10 protein-coding genes are annotated in these 20397 nt (G+C 35.7%); 1 reads left to right on the top strand and 9 read right to left on the bottom strand.

Features of this window, described 5'->3' with window-relative positions:
- Window positions 1-135: 135 nt before the first annotated feature.
- The 6 genes from QMN76_RS05910 to QMN76_RS05885 form a co-directional block, all read right to left on the bottom strand.
- Window positions 136-900, bottom strand: a complete 765-nt coding sequence (locus QMN76_RS05910; protein ID WP_034339705.1) for an SDR family oxidoreductase — start codon at window positions 898-900, stop codon at window positions 136-138.
- 40 nt (window positions 901-940) lie between these two features.
- Complete coding sequence (locus QMN76_RS05905; protein WP_282024134.1) at window positions 941-2422, bottom strand: FGGY-family carbohydrate kinase; 1482 nt, start codon at window positions 2420-2422, stop codon at window positions 941-943.
- Between the two features lie 4 nt (window positions 2423-2426).
- Window positions 2427-3371 (bottom strand): transketolase family protein, encoded by a 945-nt coding sequence (locus QMN76_RS05900; RefSeq protein WP_282024136.1) that lies wholly within the window; start codon window positions 3369-3371, stop codon window positions 2427-2429.
- Entirely contained in the window at window positions 3368-4216 is an 849-nt protein-coding gene (locus QMN76_RS05895; protein WP_282024138.1) for a transketolase, read from the bottom strand. The genes QMN76_RS05900 and QMN76_RS05895 overlap by 4 nt, the downstream gene beginning before the upstream one ends.
- 428 nt (window positions 4217-4644) lie before the next feature.
- Window positions 4645-6993: a penicillin-binding protein 1C gene (gene pbpC / locus QMN76_RS05890; protein WP_282024140.1), complete on the bottom strand. Its 2349-nt coding sequence runs from the start codon at window positions 6991-6993 to the stop codon at window positions 4645-4647.
- Window positions 6990-12980, bottom strand: coding sequence for an alpha-2-macroglobulin family protein (locus QMN76_RS05885; protein WP_282024142.1), 5991 nt, complete (start codon window positions 12978-12980; stop codon window positions 6990-6992). The genes pbpC and QMN76_RS05885 overlap by 4 nt, the downstream gene beginning before the upstream one ends.
- Before the next feature lie 441 nt (window positions 12981-13421).
- Between QMN76_RS05885 and QMN76_RS05880 the strand changes: the two genes are divergently transcribed.
- Window positions 13422-15725, top strand: a complete 2304-nt coding sequence (locus tag QMN76_RS05880; RefSeq protein ID WP_282065846.1) for a glycoside hydrolase family 15 protein — start codon at window positions 13422-13424, stop codon at window positions 15723-15725.
- 9 nt (window positions 15726-15734) lie between these two features.
- Here QMN76_RS05880 and glgA read toward each other — a convergent pair whose 3' ends face one another.
- The 3 genes from glgA to QMN76_RS05865 form a co-directional block, all read right to left on the bottom strand.
- Complete coding sequence (gene glgA, locus QMN76_RS05875; RefSeq protein WP_282024146.1) at window positions 15735-17177, bottom strand: glycogen synthase GlgA; 1443 nt, start codon at window positions 17175-17177, stop codon at window positions 15735-15737.
- Window positions 17178-17262: 85 nt separating this feature from the next.
- Window positions 17263-19452: a 1,4-alpha-glucan branching protein GlgB gene (gene glgB / locus QMN76_RS05870; RefSeq protein ID WP_282024148.1), complete on the bottom strand. Its 2190-nt coding sequence runs from the start codon at window positions 19450-19452 to the stop codon at window positions 17263-17265.
- 119 nt (window positions 19453-19571) lie between these two features.
- Window positions 19572-20159 carry a DUF3828 domain-containing protein gene (locus QMN76_RS05865; RefSeq protein WP_034339729.1) on the bottom strand — a complete coding sequence of 196 codons (588 nt, stop codon included), beginning with the start codon at window positions 20157-20159 and terminating at the stop codon, window positions 19572-19574.
- Between the last annotated feature and the right edge of the window lie 238 nt (window positions 20160-20397).

Genomic DNA, 20397 nt, shown 5'->3' with positions numbered 1-20397 from the left:
AAAGAAGACGCAACTTCCCCTTCAAGAATAATTTGGTTTTAAAACACATATTCTTGTCCCTTTTAAGGTAAAGCTGTTTATATTTTATTTAAAAAACAGCTTTATATATTATTATGATTTTGATCTACAAAAGGCTTACCAACAGCAGAATCCACCATCGACCAGTAAATTAACGCCTGTGCAAAAAGATGCTGCTTCGGATAATAAGAATATTGCTGGCCCAGCCATTTCATCAGGATCGGCAATACGTTGCATCGGTGTTTCTGATGCAAATTGCTTCATTTGGTTAACCATTTCAGGACGTGTATTCATTGGCGTTGCGGTATATCCTGGGCTGATTGTATTAACACGTACACCTTTTTCTGCCCATTCCATTGCCATACTTTTACTCATATGAATAACAGCTGCTTTGGCAGAATTATAATGTGCTTGCATCAATCCACGATTAACAATCACACCAGACATAGAAGCAATATTAACAATAGCCCCTTTACCATGTTTTAGCATTATCCGTGCTTCTGCTTGGCAAGATAAAAAAACACCTTTAACATTGATGTCATACAAACGTTGCCATTGTTCTAGCTCCATTTCCTCGACCGGATTAGCATTCGCAATTCCAGCGGCATTTACCGCTAAGGATAAGTTCCCTAATTTTTCATCAACAGCTTTTACTGCTTCAGCCAAATCATTAGGATTGGTAACGTCCCCTGTTAATGCAATAGCTTTACGGCCTAGTTTTTCGATTTGTGCAATCGTATCTGATAAGCCAGCACTGTTAGGTAAATCAAAACATCCTACATTAGCCCCAGCTTTAGCAAGATTAACGGCAATTCTTTGTCCAATTCCGCTTCCTGATCCTGTTACAAAAGCGTTTTGACCTGCAAGAGAAAAAAGTTCCATAATTGTATTCCTTTATAATAAATATTCTCTTTAACAAATATTAGATAGAATATAGCTGACGGGATTGGTTAACGGCTTTATGCCACTTTTCTAAATCAATGTTCTGTTCATCTTGCTGTGATTTTGGTTCAAACAAATCATAAGCTCGATTGAGTTTATCTAAACCTGCTTGAGTCCAAATTTCTTCGGTTAACCCTGCCATATAAGCAACCCCCAAAGCTGATAATTCTGGTCTTTCTGCTCTAAATACAGAACAATTCAGTATCTGTGCTTGTAACTGCATCAAACCGTCATGACTGGTTGGTCCACCATCTACAAAAAGTTGATGAATTTCACCCACATTACGACGAATAGCATTTACTACGTCCGCAACTTGATAAACCACACTGTCTATAGTAGCTCTGGCCAAAGTCTGCCTGCTGGTTCCGAGGGTCAAATTGGTAATTAAACCAACTGCTTTTTCATCCCACCAAGGGGCGCCCAGCCCTCCAAAACCAGGAACTAACACAACAGAGTCACTTTGACTTTTCATACCCAATTCAACGAGTTCAGTCACAGAAATATCCAATATTCCTGCCATCCAACGTAAGGTAGCTCCTAAAGAGCGAATGTTTCCTTCAGCAGCATAAGCAATCTTATCACCAGTTTTCCAACCAATGGTTAAACATAAACCAGAATGCAGCTCGTCTTCTTTACGAATAAGCCCCATAATTGAAGAGCCTGTGCCATAAGTTGCTTTGACTTGCCCAATATTAAATGCTTGATGTCCAAATAAAGCAGAATGACTATCTCCCATTACTGCACCAACAGGAATTTTTAATGGACCCAAAGATTGTTTAATCTCTTTTGGAAAAGGACCATTAGAAGAAATAACTTTAGGTAAACATGCTCTCGGCACATCAAATAAGGCCAGTAAGTCATCGTCCCAATCACATTCATGAACATTGATTAATTGAGTACGTGATGCATTGCCTGCTTCGATTAAATGCTCGCCATAAATGTTGAATAGCAACCATGAATCAATTGTACCAAGGCAGAGCTCACCCTTCAAAGAGCGATTACGGTCTTTATCATAATGATCTAATAACCATTTAGCTTTTGATGCAGAAAACATGGGGTCCAAAGGAAGGCCTGTAAGAAACTTTACCTTGTTCTGCACAGCTTCATCTGAACATTTTGATGATAAATCGACTTGGCGTTGATCTTGCCAAGAAATTAGCGGATGCAATGGTTTCCCTGTCTGGCGATCCCATAATAGAAAAGATTCTCGTTGTGTGCTGATCCCGGCAACAATAACATCAGCAGCTATATAACCATTAGGCAAGTTTTCAAGTGTTTTAGAAACAACCTTTCCTACACTTTGCCAGATTTCCTCTCCGTCTTGTTCCACGTGACCGGGAAAAGGATGGGTTTCCCCAATTTCAATCTTACCACACGCAATAATTTTACCTTTGTAATCAACAATAACGCACTTTGTAGAGCTGCTACCTTGATCAATGGCCAGAACTAATGGATCGCCCATGATGCTACCTCGCTAATTCACAAGCAGACTTAACAATATTTTCTACACTTAGCCCAAAATGGTCTAATAAAAATGATGCAGAACCTGTTGGCGCAAAATGTGAAACGCCTAAAATTCGCATCTTGGTTGGATGATGCTCAACAACTACCTCGGCAACTGCTGCGCCCAAACCACCCGTTGTGATGGCTTCTTCCATAGTTACGATACCACGCGTTTGACTGGCCGCAGCAAGAATGGCTTTTTTATCCAATGGATTAATCGTGTGCATATTTAAAACTCTGGCTGAAATGCCTTGTTGTTCCAATAAAACTGCGGCCTCTAAAGCACGAGGAACGAGGATACCTGTTGTAATCAACGTAACATCTTTTCCCTCTTTTAAAACCAATGCTTTACCCACTTCAAAAGGGGCATTATTTGGTGTGGTCTGAGGAATTTTAAAGCGATTAATACGCATATAAACAGGTTTATTTGCTCTAACCGCCCAAAGAATTGCATCCTTAGTTTGCTTAGGGTCAGCAGGGCTTAGCAATGTAATATCTGTTAATGCTCGGATCCAAGAGAAATCTTCGATAGAGTGATGGGTTGGCCCCAATTCTCCATAAGACATTCCAGGGCTTTGCGCACATAAAATAATTGGATACATATTATATGCAACGTCAGCCTTAACCTGTTCCAAAGCACGACCACTTAAAAAAGGTCCAGCACAGCTTACAAATGGAATAAAACCACTATTGGCCAGCCCTGCGGCAACTCCAATCATATTTTGTTCAGCGATACCGACATTAATTAAACGATCTGAGAATTCTTTTTTAAAATCATTTAAATTAGATGAACCAACAGAGTCATTACAAACAGCGACAATACGCTCATCTTGACGAGCCAACTCTATTAAGGTTTCAGCAAATATTTTGCGACAATCAAATGTTTCTTGTTGAGATAAAGACGTCATGAGTGTGTTAACTCCTTAATAGCTTGGATATTTTGTTCGGCAGAAGGAACTTTGTGATGCCATTCCACTCTATTTTCAATAAAGGAGACCCCTTTTCCTTTGATTGTGTTCGCGATAATAACTTTGGGTTTACCTGTAGAAGGAGCTTCCATAACTTTTAATAATTCTTCAAAACAATGCCCGTTCAGCTCATACGTATCCCAACCAAAAGCACGCCATTTATCTGCTAAGGGATCAAGTGAATTGGTATCTTCGGTGCCTGCACCTTGTTGTAAGCGGTTACGATCAACAATGGCCATTAAATTGCCGAGCTTACGATGGCCTGCATACATTGCGGCTTCCCAATTAGAGCCCTCTTGTAACTCACCATCTCCTAATATAACAAAAGTTCTATATGATTTTTTTGCTAACTTTGCTCCAATTGCACATCCGACCCCGATAGGTAATCCATGACCTAATGGGCCTGTATTCGCTTCAATACCTGCAAGTTTACGGCGATTAGGATGCCCTCCTAAAAAAGATAAAGGCTTCATAAATTCACCCAGCTGTTCATGTTTGAAATAGCCAGCTTTGGCCATCACAGAATATAAAGCTGCTGCACAATGCCCTTTTGACAGAATGAATCTATCTCTGTCTGCCCAATTTGGATCTTGTGATTTATAGTTCATCACGCCAAAAAATAAGGAAACTAAAATATCAGTGACAGAAAAGTCACCCCCAATATGCCCCATCTTTGCCGCGGCAATGGTATTCACGATATCAACACGAATTTCAGAAGCAATTTGACTTAACTTTAGCAGGCGATCCTTGTCATTATTATTCAAAACCTCTTGAACTTTAGCCATTTAACCACCTCAAATAACAAATCAATTTTATATATGAATATTTATTCACATAGTGATAATTTATTCATATATAGATATGACCTTTTAAAATGAAATTGGTCAAGAAAATATCTAACAAATAACGATGTTGTGAATATATGGTATACATCATACTATATAAAAAGAATTAGAATCCTTTATTAAGCGATTATACTTTTTGTGGAGTTTTTCAAACTAATGCACAGTTTGTCGAAGAGAGGTGATTGTGTAATATCCATTCAGTTAATGTGCTATAATCGATTTTACATCACGATATAGAAATAAATTCGCTGTATTTCTGTAACTCTAACAATAACGTAAATATCAATATTTACAGTATTCATAACCGTTCACTTAATAAAATATTGTCTTTTATTCAAAAATTATATTTCAATGGATTTTATTTAAATTTACTGAATCGAATCAATAGTGATATTTACACTATCACTTTGCCCTTGATCATCGGTAACAGATATATGATAGTTTCCAATCAGTTCAGGCTGCCAAAACAGAGCACTATTGGGTGGGGTTTCTCCAAGAAAATTGTTATTTGCAAACCAATATAAGCGCGAAATATTTCCATCTGCGTTGGCGGTTAAAGCAATAAAAGTTTGATCATGATCTTTCAATTTTGAACGTAACAGATAAGTTTGATAAGCATGAGGAGAGCGAATATGCGGTGGGTGTGTATTCTTAAATGTTTTTTTACAAGATTTATCAGAGGGTGGGGAACGATAAGATAAGCCTGCTCTTTTAAAAATAGATTGTATTTCTGATGGCCAAAACTCAAAGATTTCTGTATGAATTTGCTTTCCTTCAAAAGGAGGGCATGCCACTTTTCCAGTGTTTTTATCAATGATTACTGGTTGATGCAAAGTGCTGACTTTTATAGGAGATACGCCTGGAATAAACCATGTATATCCTGTTTGCGGGCACCAATGATTGGGTAAATCGCCACTGGCAAGGCAAACTTGCACTTTTTTAAGTGTTTGAGGTGCTTGCCAAGCTGTAAGGTCTTTTGAAGTAACTTTAGGCTGTAAAGCATCTATAATATTAAAAAATAAAGGGGCTGCTGTTTTAACACCTGTTGAATTGCTATTGCTGGAATTATCAAAATTACCGACCCAAACAATTAAAACATAATGACTGAATAGTCCAGCAGTCCATGCATCACGAAATCCAGAAGACGTACCTGTCTTCCAAGCAATTGGGAACGGAGAATGTATGGCTGAGGTCGTTTCATCAGGCCGTTTATTTTGTGATAAAATATCGATTACCATAAATCGGGCTTCATTACTTAGTAATGATTTTCCATCTTTTATAGGATCGGTTAAAAGAAAACGTAATGGCTGTAATTTTCCTTGATTGGCCAATAAAGCATACAAGTTGGCTTCTTGTTGCATTGAAATTTCTTCTCCACCAAGAGCTAAGGATAACCCATAATATTGTTGGCTTTTAAGATGATGAATAGTTGCATTCGCAAGGAACTGATAAAAATTAGGGTTTGATAATTTTGATTCAACCCAAACAGCAGGGATATTTCGGCTTAGATTTAAGGCTTTAGTTGCGGTTAAAGGCCCTTCAAAATGTCTATCAAAATTTTCAGGTGCATATCCAGAAAAAGTCATGGGAATATCATATAAAATACTTTGCGGATGTAATATCCCTTGATCAAATCCAAGCCCATAAATAAAGGGTTTTAACGATGATCCTGGGGATCTTTTGATTGATGTTCCGTTAATTTGTCCAGATATGGTTTGGTTAAAATAATTTGCTGAGCCTATCATAGCTTTGATGCTCATGTCATTTGTATCAACTAATAATGCTGCCGCATTATGAATTCCTAATTGACCATTCGAACTCACATAATTAGTAATTTGTTGTTCAAGAATATGTTGCAGGCTTAAATCAAGCGTTGTCATTAGGTTAGATTTTGTGGGGTATTGATTAAGAACTTGCTCAGAGAAATGTGGTGCTTCAAAAGGAAGCTTTGAAACGGGGCGTAACGGTAATGGCAATTTTATAAACGCAGCTACGTTGTTATCTGTTGGATAAGTTTTAATCCATTGATTGTATAAAAGTGATCTTGCCTTAAGAATATTTTTGTTGGTAATCAGACAAGTATCCTTATTTTTACAACGTAGTCTTAGATTAGGTTCTTGGGGGATAACAGCTAATAAAAGAGTTTCAGGAATATTTAACTCAGAAGCATTTTTATTAAAATAGATAAGGCTTGCTGTTTGTATACCTTCAACGTTCCCTCCATAAGGAGCGATATTTAAATAAGCTTCTAAAATCTCTTTTTTGGAATAAAGTAACTCAAGCTTGGTAGCATAATAGATTTGTTTTACTTTACCCCAAGGTTTTTTGGTATTGAGCTGATATAAAAGGCGTGCAAGTTGCATAGTAATGGTTGAGCCACCCTGTCTGTGCCCATGCAAAATATAGGTAACCAAAGCGCCTCTGGCTATGCCATAAGGGTTCGTGCCTAAATGATAATAAAACCACTGATCTTCGTGAAGCAGAACGGCATTAATTAAGGTTGGGGATATCTTGTTTAAAGGCACCCATAATCGATAACGATCATCTTTTGCCAAGGTTAATCGCAGCAGTTTTCCAGACTGATCATAAACCGTACGAGAAATAGGAAGGGAATCTTTTAGTGCAGGATGTGGATATAGCCGACAGCCGATAATGATAATAATAATCAAGCTGCCAGCACAAATCCAGTTTTGCCATTTTTTTAAAAAATGGATCATTTAGCCGAAGTAACAGCAAGATATCCACCTGAAAGGGATCTTGCCTGAATGGTTGGATTATACATTCCTTCACCATAAGCTGGCGGAATGATGTATTTTCCTGCATTGGTTGCTTTAATCCGATAGACATATTCCTGAATATTTTTAGTAACCGAAGTATAAATCATAACTTTATCTTCTTGTTTATTAATAAAATCAGGATAGAAACTATTATTTTCTGTGGTTGAATCAACAGCTTCTGTCTTGTCAGCAACAAGGTCAAATCCACCAGGTAATAAATCAGTAATAGCGATATTATTGTGTGTTTTATTGTCTGTTGAACGGAATTTAACATGAACCAAGATTTCTTGACCCACTTTGACATCAGAGACTGGATTATTCTTTTGATCGGTATAATCTCTAATAATCTCCATTTTTTGTTGGAGTGCTGTTTTAGGAGGGTTTTGGTCAAAACCTCTTTGAATAACACTATACCAAGCTTTGATACTGGATTGATTGTTGAAGCTCAAAGAAGTAGTAGGTCCTTGCTGCCAGTTTAATATCTGTATGCCATTTTTAAGTTGACTGGTTTTCAAAATGGTTGATTGTTTTTGACTATCTGTTCCCATTGCTTGGATTAACAAGTTTTTCGTATCATCTTTAATATTTGCAGAATAAGCATCAAATGCCATTACGGTTAATGATGATGACAAAGTATTATAATAGCCTTGTTCAATCGTGCTTAAAATGTTGGTAAAAGCATTTTCAGACAAGTTTGGTAATAGACTTGGGAAATGCTGTGACACAAGATATAAAATGGTAGCATCTTGGGCTAAATCCCCACCATCATAACCTTCGTAATTCCAACCTATATTAGAAGCCTTAGGATCTCGTTGCAGTCTTTTTAAGGATTCCGCCATCATCTGTCCTGCAGCTTCATCTTGCTTCATAAGCTTCATAGAGGCGGCTAACCATGCAGCGGTGGAATCTTGTTTCCAAGATTCTTTGTATTTTGTATTTAGATCTTTCACAAGGCTAGAGATGGCACTGGTGGTAACATTGCCTTGTTTTGTAAGGATATAAATAGCAAACGCTTTATTACGCATATCAGTCAAATTGTCATTGCTGCCATTTACAGCATAATCTTTTAAATAAGCATAGGCTTTATTTAAAGCACTTTGAGAAACATTTTTTCCTTGATCTGCTGCATTTTGTAAGAAGAAAGTAACATAGCTGGTAACAAAGTTATCGGCATTGGGTGTGGATCTCCATAAGCCAAACGCACCTGCACTATTTTGCCGCTCTTGTAAAGTCGTAATAATTTGATCAAGTGATGCATTAAGATTTTTGACTTGGTTCGGATCTGTCTGAGCAAAAATATTTTTTAACTCAGGTTTATTTTGAATAGTTAGCAAAGCAAAAGCACGGCTAACAATTTGTTCTGAGCATAAATGTTCATAGTCCATAAGATAAGTGCCTAGTCCTTGGATAATCACCATCGGTAGGTTGGAAAAAGAAGCATAATGCAAAGCGTTATTCGGATAAACACTACGTAAATCCGTAAAAGTTTTTGTTGCTCCAGCGTCAAGTTTATTCATATTTACTTGAGTGCGATAGGTTGAGGCTGGTCGTAATAAAACATGCGTTGTGTTACGAGTTATGGATTGATTATAGTTCACCGAGAATATTAAATCCCCTGAACCAAGATTACGATTAAGCGCTTTGATACGGAATTGAACAACACTATCTTGTTTTTCACCCAAAGAGAGCGTTTGGATATTATTCCCTATGACTTGGAATTGAGAGGTTGTTTTTAGGCTAACACTTACGGGAACTTTTTGTCCATTGAGTTTGTCCAGATTATTGGCAACAAGAACGCTGACTTCACTTTCATCTCCTGGGGTAAGCGTTGTTGGTGCGTTGGGTTTTAAAACAAAATCATCTCTGACAATGCTTTCTTTGCTAGTTACACCAATTTGCTCATTTGAAACGGATAAAGCCATGACTTGTAATGTGCCATTAAAATAATCTGGCGCATCATAGGTAAAGTCTCTGCTGCCATTGATGTCAACAATTCCAGACCAAAAGACAACAGGTTTATCTTGTTTGCGTTTGAATGGATTAACACGTTGTGTAAACGGGGAATCTTCATCTCCGCCGGCGGCGGCAGCTACTTTTAATAATTGACTAAATTCAGGAAGAATTTGGTCGAGAATTTGCAAAGTTTGCACATCAAGCATTTTCTTACTGAAAAAATATCCTAAAGGATTAGGTAGTTTATATTTGGAAACTTGTAAAATCCCTTTATCTACCGCCCATAAGATTACACGTGTTGGGCGTTCAGAGGTTACTGTAAAAGTAATTTTACGGTCTTTGGTAATTTCAGGTGCTGTGATTGCCAAAGCGTTTTGATGTTGTTCAAGATCAATAGAAAAAGGGACAACCCCATAGCTTAGAGGACTCATAAAGATTTCATCAGAAGAGGGGTCACGAACGAACTGGACATTAATATATCCGTTTCCATCCAACTCTGGTGGAACAGTAATATGTTGAATGGAGCTGGTGGTATCTGTATGGAACCAAGTATGCGCATAGACTTTGTCTTTTTCAATGGTAATTAATCCACTGCCTATATAAGGAGCTCGAATAGCAACTTCGATTTCTTCACCTGGTTTATAAGCTTTTTTATTAAGGCTAATATTAAGCTCAGCATTTCTTTCTAAGGAGCGTGATAAATTACCTGCACCAATAATAGAGAAATTGATAGTATTGAGCTCGTTATTGTCTTTATCCAAAACAACTGCTTTATAGTCTCCAGCTTTATTTGTGTTAATTGAATAGTCACTACCATTTTTATCAATAGAAAAAGGCGTTTCACTTAAAATTGTTTCTCTGGGTTTTGATTCATATTTGTAAAGCCCAGAAGATTGTTTTACCAAAACTGAAACATAGCGTTTTTCAATTAATCTGATTTTAAGGTCAGGTAATGGTATTAATTCAACCTGTTGGTTAATCGCAATTAAATGTACAGCTTTGACAGCACTGTTGATCTTAATATTGCTGATATCGTCTGTTGAATGATATCCCACCATATAATTATTGGAGGAGACAATTGTTTGAGCTGTTGCCGCCACACTGCGCCCAGAATCAGGTTCATAGACCTGTCCTAGGAAAGATAGGCTATAGCTGGAGTTTGTATATTTTTTAAGATTTAGATCAAAGGTTGCTTTTCCTTGATCATTGGTTTTTTCTTCTTGTAATGTATCTTCAAAGCTTTCTTTTAGTCGATCAGCAATACTGAATTGATAATCTTTCCATTGCTCAAACTGAGGAACAAAAGGACTGACTTTGATACTAGCTTCAACACGTCTGTTTCCAGCTGGAGTTCCAAATAGGTTTTTGGCTTGAACAATAGCTTTTAATTGTTCAGGTTTAACCCATCCTTTAGGGTTATTTGCAGAAAATTCAGCTGAAACCCGCGTTTGCTCAGGAAGAAAATCTTTGACTTTGATCGTTGTTGATCCAATTTCTTGTGACCAATCTTTATCTTTGGGATCTATGGTTAATAAACTGATTTGCCATGTACCGTTGGGGTCATTTTCACCAATAGTGTTGGTGTATTCATTAAATCCATCTTGACCAACCGTCACTGCAGATTCATAGCTTTTCCCAGTAGGATCCGTAATAATCATTTTTAATGGAAGATTTTTTATAGAATTTTGCCAATCAGCTGTTTTGATTACCATACCAATGTGGAAGTCTTCGCCAGTACGATAAATACCTCTATCCGAGAATAGATAAGCAGAAATCTCCTTTTTGTGGATGGTATTGATATCTCCACCGACATTAAAACGTGAAAAATCTAGACTTCTATTAGTTGTATTAATGGGTAAAAAGGATAGGTCATCATCTTTATTAACAATGTAAAGAGTAGGAAGTTTATCTTTTGTAAACCCTTGCAAATTAGGAAAATGAACAATGCCAGAATCGTCTGTTGTTTTTGTAATGAGTTTATCCCCGTTTAATCCCATCACAGAAACCTCTGCATTGGCCACTGGGCTGCCACTGTTGATGGATTGGATAAATACATCTTGGCTGCCATCAAGGGATTTCTTAACAATCATACCCAGATCAGTAATAACAATAAGACGACTATCGCTTAAAGAAGATTCTTCTTCATCAGAGTCATTATCATCTATATTTGATGGGGTATTACCGATAGCAAAGGTTCTTTGACTATTAATTCGATCACGTTGGCGTTTGGCTTGTTTTTCTTTTCTTTCTGCTTTTTGATCATATTCTGATAAGTGCAAGATAAAGACACCATGTAATCCTTTGTGCAAGTATGATGAAAGATCAAACCCATCATATCGAATGTCATGCGAGGGCTTGTTGCCAAAGCTGATTTTTTGTTGATAGCGATTAATAATATGGTCTTTTGTAAAAGGAGATTTAAAGTTTACTTTATTATAATTTTCATCACTATCTCGGAAGCTGACAAGATGTTGTATTTGGTTCGGACGTAATTGCCCGATAACCATTTTTACACCAGTTAAATTTTGTGAAGCAACAGAGACTTTATTGCTGCCATGCAGGGACAACAAAGCACCATCAGACATAAAATTTAAACGCTTAGGATAATCTGGCGTATTAAGGATTTTTATATGAGGGTTATTAAGAATATATCCGCCTGTTGATTGTATGCCGACATTAATTTTAACTAGAATTTGCTGATTAGGATCTGTTTTATATTTAAAACTTTGAATTGCTTGAGCGTTATTTTCAGCGGGAATTAAAGTTAGTTTAAGAGGTGTGAAATGACTAATGGTTTGAGGGGTTAGGGTTTTCGTATTCCATGGTTCATCACGATCGCTAAGAGCAGGTAAAATCCAAGCAGAAATATTCTTAGCCACTTGCTCATCATTGACGGGAGAGTTGAATTTCACTTCTAAAATTTGATCAGAGGTATTTTTCTCATCTGTTACAATATGCGTACTAAGATCATTAATAGTTAATGTGTATTTACTGGGAACATTAACAGAGGCAGTGATCTTATTGGTAAGATTACCATGACCTAGTTGAGAAGTTGTTCCTGGATCAATTGTTAATTCAAGTTTGCTGTTATCATTCGGGATTGGCAGATTTTCAGAAGCAATAGTCGCGGTCAGTTTTTGTTTATCATAAATAACGTTAAAAGGTATTTTTTGTTCAGTTTTTTCTATAATTTCTTTGTCTTTATCACCACTAAATAAAGAAGTGTTTTTCTTTTTAGTGTAGGTAACTAAGGATAAATGTATATTTTTCTCAAAACTAATCGGGTCAACAAGCATATTAAAGCTGAGTGTAAAGATTCCTTTTTTAATCATAGGATGCTGATCATCCTGTTGAAAAGCTTTATCATTTAATTTTGCATCAAAAGCAACTGTGGTAAACTTAACCGTAGGGTTTGTATTATTGATATCTTGTGCGCTGCGAATAATGACATTTGGATTAAACTCGTTTGGTTTAGTAAAATTGATGCTGTAAGTTTGCCCAGCGTTCCAATCTGTTTGAGGTTGAAAACTTAATGCATGGTCACTGGTCCATTGCCAAACGCCTTTGATTTCTGGAGTAATCGGAAAAAGATTAGGAAATTTCTTTCCCATTTTATTTAATGGAGCAGCCGATCCTGAGAAATTAATCCTTAATGGATAAATAGTTGGAGGTGTTTTTTTATAATCTGTAATAGAGGGTGCAATAGCGTATATTTTTACCAAATTGGGAATTGGTGGAATAGGACGATGTTGGTACCAATAGATTCCAGAATAACCAAGTGCAATCATTACAAGAAAAGAAGGAATCCCATATGCAAAAAGTTTTTTATTTTTGCGGCAAGGTGCCATCCATGTTGGGGCTGACCATGTAAAATTAACCTGACCTATGATAGGTCTGAGAATAAAAAGAATAGATTTCCATAAAAATCGGAGAATTTTAATTGGCAATAAGCATAGAAACTGTAAAAACTGCATAAAAAATTCATCCTTAATTTTGTGGTTTTAAATATATATATTAATATCTTTTATTCACTAAATTTAGGGTGTTTGCAATATGATATTACTGGCATAATATTTATAAATTATTCTATGTATTATTTTAATATAGATTTTAAATACAAAAAATTATTTCTGATAATTTTTTTATTTTTTTATTTTTAAATATTAGACAAATACTAATAATTTGTTGGTAAAGAGTTTAAGCCTTTGACTCTTAAGGAGAATAGAAATAACATTACATTAAGTTTATAATATATTGCTTGCTATATGTTTAACTTTATATACTAAATTATTATTTGTAATTATCGTTTATAAATAAAGTGTTACGAAATCAAGTAACTGTTTTTATTTATTTTATAGTCCCTTTCTCACTGTAAAAAATTAAACCAAGTAATTATAAATCAGAAAGGAAATATAATGTCTAAAATAGCTCCTGGAGGACCTGGAATATCCCCTACTTGGACAAGTAGCGCAAAAGATATTATTGGAACGTCTTTATTAAAAAGTCGTGTTTGGTTTACTGTTGGATATGGTATACTTAACGAAATTTATTGGCCATCTTGTAGCAAACCTCAAATCCGAGATTTAGGCTTTATTGTTGCTGTTAATGGTGAGTGGTTCGAAGTAAAACGCTTGCATAATTATACATTAAGCACCCCTTCTGCAGAATTATTACTTCCTAAAATTACACATAAACATCAACTTTTTACCTTAGAGCTTGAAATTATTGTTGATCCCCTCAGAGATGTCTTATTAATTCAGTATAAGTTAGAAGGAAATGGTGCAAAACTTTACTCTTTATTATCCCCTCACTTAAGTGGAAATAGTGAAAGTAATATAGGATTTATTACATCCAAAGGAATGATTGCTGAAAAAGATGATTACGCCATTATGCTTGCAGCAGATAGTGGGTTTAATCGTTCCAGTGTTGGGTATGTAGGTAACTCTGATGGTTGGCAAGATTTTCATCAAAATGGTCAAATGACATGGGAATATGAACAAGCAGGCCCTGGAAATATTGCAATGATGGGCGAGCTTACTGAAAATAATGGGGTTTTAGCTCTTTCTTTTGCCAATACTAAAGAAGGCGCTCAAACGTTGGCTTATAGCTCGTTAGCGACGGGTTATCCTAATGTTCGAGAACAATATGTTATTTGTTGGACAGAATGGTTCAAGTTTTTTAACTTTCCCAAAAGTGATAAACTTCCTGACGTTTTATTAGATGCTATTAAAAGGTCTATGGCGGTTATAAAAAGTCATGCTGGAGGAACTTTTCCAGGCGCTTTGGTTGCAAGTTTAAGTATTCCTTGGGGGTATGCTCATAAAGATACAGGGGGATATCATCTAGTCTGGCCAAGAGATTTAGTCGAAGTTGGCTTTTCCATGTTAACTTGTGGAATGCTATTAGAGGCTAAGCAAATCCTTTCCTATTTAATTTCTATTCAATTGCCTGATGGCCATTGGATGCAAAATAATTTTACTGATGGTCGCCCATATTGGCAAGGATTACAACTTGATGAGGTGGCCTTTCCTGTATTATTTGCGGTAAAATTGCAAGAGGAAAATTTAATTGATGGTATGGAAGCAGCCGTTGAGAATATGATTCAAAAAGCGATTGCTTTTATAGTTCATAATGGCCCTACTAGCCCTCAAGATCGTTGGGAAGAGAATTCAGGAATTAATGCTTTTACGTTATCTTTAATGATAGCAGCTTTGGTTACAGGTGCGCATTCTAAATTTCTTGATAAAAACGATGCGGAGTATGCGTTAAAGCTGGCAGATGACTGGAATAATCGTCTAGAGGAGTGGGTTTATGTAGAAAATACAGATTTAGATCAAGAGCATCAAATTGATGGTCACTATGTTCGCATTAATCCGAATAATTGTCCTGCAAAATATGGATATGTTGATCTTAAAAATAGAAATGGGCAATCTATTGAAACATATAAACTTCTTGGACTGGAATATCTTTATTTAGCTAGGCTAGGATTACGTCATCCTACGGATAAGCGTATTGTTGATACAACAAAGTTGATTGATAAAGCTTTATGCGTCAATTTGCCCCATGGTCCTTATTATTATCGGTATAACGAAGACGGTTATGGCGAGCATGAAGATGGTAGTGCGTTTGATGGTAGTGGTATTGGGCGGTTATGGCCATTATTAAGTGGTGAACGAGGCCATCAAGCTGTTTTATGTAAAGAAGACGCAACAGATTATATCAAAGCTATTCTTGCCTCTGCCAGTAAAGGGGGAATGCTTCCAGAACAAATTTGGGATCAAGAGGATATTCGAAGATATGGATTATATAAAGGACGTCCTTCAGGCAGTGCTATGCCATTAATTTGGGCACATGCAGAATTTATTAAACTTATTTATATCCATATATCTCAAAAACCTATAGAGCAGTTTGCTTGCGTTACAGATCGCTATTTAAAAAACAATCAAAAATCTGATGCTATTTATTGGTATGATACGATTGCTTGTGGCTTTGTTTCTTCAAAATATAAATTGTGGATACAGGCTAGCAGCCCTTTTAATTTACATTATGGATTTGATGGATGGAATGATATCCAAGATCAGTCAAGTCAGCCTTTAGGGTTTGGAATGTATGGTGTTTGTTTAAATCTTAAAAATCTTGCTGGGAAAAGAATTAATTTTACACGTCATTTTGAAAATAATGGGTGGGAAGGAAGAAATTGGGAAGTCCCCGTAACCTAAAGTTTTACTTTATCCCTTATGTAATATTTCATTATATAGGGAGATGTAACTTTGAGCGGTGGTATTCCAGCTAAAATCTTTGGTCATGGCGCTTTTTTGTAATTGGCGCCATTTCCTTTGGGTTTTCCATAAGATCAAAGAGCGATGAATTGCGTTACCAAGATCGTGGATGGTGCTTTCATTGAAGACAAAACCTGTGGCTTGATTAGTGGCCATCGCTTCTAAAGAACAATCAGTTACAGTGTCTGCTAATCCTCCTGTTCGCCTGACTAAAGGTAACGTCCCATATTTTTGTGCATAGAGTTGGGTTAATCCACAAGGTTCAAAACGACTGGGAACCATTAAAATATCAGCTCCGGCAATAAAACGGTGAGATTCTGGTTCTGTATACCCAATGATTGCTCTCATATTATTGGGATATTTATAAGCAAGTTGACTGAAAGCATGCTCTAGATGAGGATCTCCTTGCCCTAAGATAACGAATTGTAGGCCAGCATCCATCATTTTAGGTAGGATTTCCAAGACCATATCCAGACCTTTTTGATAACTCATTCTGCTGACGATGGTAAAGAGTGGAGACCCTTGTAGTAATGGGAGCCCAAGTTCTTGTTGAAGAGCTTGTTTGTTTTTGATTTTATCTCTTAAGTTACGTACGGAATAAGGTTGTGTTATTAAAGGATCTTTGTCAGGTGCCCATATATTTTCGTCAACCTGATTTAAAATACCGCTAAAACGATGCTCATGATATCGTTGTTGTAATAAACCGTCAAATCCATGAGAGTAACGAGGATTAAGTATCTCTTGAGCATAGGTAGGGCTTACGGTGGTAGAATGATTAGCATAATATAAGGCGGCTTTTAAAAATGAAATTTGCCCATAAAACTCTAAACCATCAATATTATAAAAGCTGTCTGGTAGCCATAGCTCACGCAAGTGATGAGGAGAAAACATGCCAGGAAAGGCGATATTATGGATGGTAAAAACACATTTAGCAGGATAGTTATTCGCAGCGAGATAAGCACAAGATAATCCCGCGTGCCAATCATGAGCATGAACAATATCTGGTTTCCAAAAAGAATCACAACCTTTGGCCAGCTCACAAGCAACAAAACCTAATAAAGCAAAACGAATATGATTATCATTATATGCATTTTTATTTTGATCGTGATAAGGGCTGCCTGGTCGATCGTATAAATTAGGGGCATCAATGATATATAAAGGGATTGTATCATAGACAGCGTAATATAAAGTTATATTTCCAGCGAAACTATGAAGATCTGTTACTTTTTCTTTGCCTGGAACATGGTTAATAATATTTGGGAACCCAGGTAGTAAAATCCGTGCATCAACAGTTAAACGGCGTTGTGCCGCAGGTAAAGCAGCCATGACGTCGGCTAGGCCACCTGTTTTTAATAACGGAAAAAATTCAGAACAAACATGTAATATATTCATCAAGAACACTTTATATATAATATATTAATAAATATATTCTAAACCATGATTAATCATTACATTAAATTAATAATATAATATAGATTTAAAATATATTTTTAAGCTTAATATAAAACGTACAAAAAGGTGGTAGTGATATTGATAAAGACCATTCAAAATTGTGTGACTTTATAGGTTCACTGATTATTTTACGTTTATCAAATGTATTTTTTCCATAATACATCGCATGATCTGTATTTAAAATAATTTCATAAACCCCATGATGGGGGACTCCAACTCGGTAGTTTTCACAGATGGTAGGAGTAAAGTGGCTAATAATCAAAATAAAATTATCATTTTGATCTTTTCTAATAAATGCAAAAACAGAGTTGTCATGGTCATCAGTAATGATCCATTCAAAACTTTTTATATTATGATCATATTCATATAAGGGGGGCGTGTTTTTATAAAGATGATTAAGGTCTTTGATTAAAGATTGCACACCTTTATGTAAATTGTGTGTCGGGTTATCTAATAGATGCCAGTCTAATTGAGTATTATGATTCCATTCATTATATTGTGCAAATTCACAACCCATAAAGAGTAGTTTTTTCCCTGGGTATGCCCACATAAAGGCGTAATAAGCACGAAGATTTGCAAATTTTTCGTCACCTAAACCAGACATTTTTTCTACTAAAGATTTCTTTCCATGCACGACTTCATCATGAGATAAAGGCAGGATAAAATTTTCACTCCAAGCATATAAAATGCCAAAAGTCATTTTATTATGATTGAATTTACGGTAAATGGGATCCTGTTGCATATAATCCAGTGTGTCATGCATCCAGCCCATATTCCATTTATAATTAAAACCCAGACCATCTTGTTCAGGAGGGAGGGTTACGCCATAAAAATTAGTAGATTCTTCTGCAATCATAGCAATTTCAGGCGTATGTTTGTGCAGTAAGTTATTTGTATAACGTAGGAAGTCGACAGCTTCAAGATTAATATTGCCACCAAATTTATTGGCAATCCATTCTCCATCTTTGCGGCTATAGTCGCGATAAATCATTGAGGCAACCGCATCAACTCGAAGACCATCAAACCCAAATCTTTCTATCCAATATAGGGCATTACTGGATAAAAAATTACAGATAAAGGGGCTGTTGTAATTGTAAATAAGTGTATTCCAGTCAGGATGATATCCCTCTTTGGGATCAGGATATTCATAAAGATTAGTACCATCAAAGAATTCTAAACCATATGGGTCTTTGGGAAAATGCCCAGAAACCCAATCAAGAATGATATTAATATTATTTCTATGTGCTGTTTCAATAAAGTAAATAAGGTCTTCTGGAGGTCCAAAGCGACAAGTGGGGGCATAAATATTAACAGGTTGATATCCCCAAGATCCATCAAAAGGATGTTCTTGTATAGGGAGAATTTCAATATGCGTAAAACCCATTTTTTTGACATAAGGAATGAGTTGCTCAGCAAGCTCCCTATAAGTTAACCATTTATTTGTTTTTGCATTAAGTTTCCATGATCCTAAATGCACTTCATAAATAGAAATAGGTTGATTTAATTGATTGGCTTGATTTTGTTCTGGTTGACGTCGTTTTACAGGGGGAGGATTATGGATAATGGAAGCTGTTTCAGGGCGTAATTGATTAAAAAAGGAATAAGGGTCAGATTTAAAAAGGATTTCGTTTGCTTGCGTTAAAATTTCGTATTTATAGAGTTGTCCTTGTACAAGATCAGGCATGAAAATTTCCCAAAAACCACTTTCTGGGCGCAATCTCATTGGATGCCTGCGTCCATCCCAAGCATTGAAATCTCCGATAACAGAAACACGCTGGGCATTAGGAGCCCATACAATAAAACTGACCCCTGAAATACCATCAATTGTTGTTTTATGAGCACCAAGTTTTTCATAGGAATAGATATCCTTGCCACTGTTAAGTAACCAGGTATCATATTCTGTCAAGATTTTACCAAAACGATAAGGGTCTTCTATAATTTGTTCACTATTTTCCCAATTGATTTTAACTAAATATGGGAAATAGATATCTTGTTTAATTTTACCTTCAAAGAAACCTTCAGGATGTGTTTGTTTTAATGGCAAGATTTCTTTGTGAGTCGCTTTTTCAAGAATGCAAACTTGTTTTGCGCCAGGTAAAAAAACACGAAACTCCAAATAACCTTTTATAAAATGAGGCCCTAAAAGAGAAAAAGGGTCATTACATTTTCCTTCTAATAATTGAGTTAGTGTTTTTTCGGTTTTTTTTTCTGTCATGTATATAATTTTATCTATTGGTAAAAAATAGGTTTAATTTATTCTGACATAGATTTAAGTTTTTGAAACCTAATCTTTTCGTAATAAAAACACAAACAAGTGAAGGTGATGTTATAAAATTATTTAATAGAGCTGTGGTAATATTTACGAAGCTCTTCTTTCCATCCATTTTTGATACCAACATTTTTTTCATCGGTCACATCATCGATAAGCCAATGATTTTGGCGCTTGATTAAATTAAAGTAAGTTTGTTGTTGACCAGGATGCTCGTTAGAAAAAAGTTCATCTTTTTGGAAATTATCGCTGCCATTTAGAATAAAATCAAAAGAAACCTTTACTCGTGCTGTATTTTGGGTTTGCTGTAATGTTTCTATTTTCCTTACAATAATACCATCCATTGTATCTTGACAATTGCAGATAAAATCATAATCGATGATACTATTATCTCCTTGTGCGGACGTTAATTTTTCATCTTCCTTAATCACATTTAGGAAATCAGGTGAAAAAAAATGACTGTTTTGTAGATCAGCTGGATCAATATTACTTATTCCATTATCTGATTGAGGTTGATAAGAAGAATAAATATCTTGAATAGTTTTAATAGGGCTCTCTTGTGCATAAGCTTTACTTTGCAATAGAAAAATTGTTCCTATAAAAATAATAGCACACCAATATATTCGAGTTCGTTGCACTTGATTAATCAGCATTTTAAACAATATCCAAGATGATACTACATTATAAAAAGGAAGAGAATAGTTAATAAAATTATACCTTAATCTTTTACAATACTGAATTTATATTTTTAATCAATTAACTATAACATTATTTAAACAATATATATTATTCAATAAATAGGAGTGTTACTAGAGGAAATATCTTGGTATTTAATATCATTAAAAGCGTTAAGAGAATATTAAGAGAAAAGCAGAGATACAAAAAGGTTCA

The sequence above is a fragment of the Commensalibacter papalotli (ex Botero et al. 2024) genome, assembly GCF_947179115.1.
Taxonomy (GTDB): domain Bacteria; phylum Pseudomonadota; class Alphaproteobacteria; order Acetobacterales; family Acetobacteraceae; genus Commensalibacter; species Commensalibacter papalotli.
The sequence above is the reverse complement of the archived record's forward strand: the minus strand, read 5'-3'. Positions and strand labels throughout refer to the sequence as shown.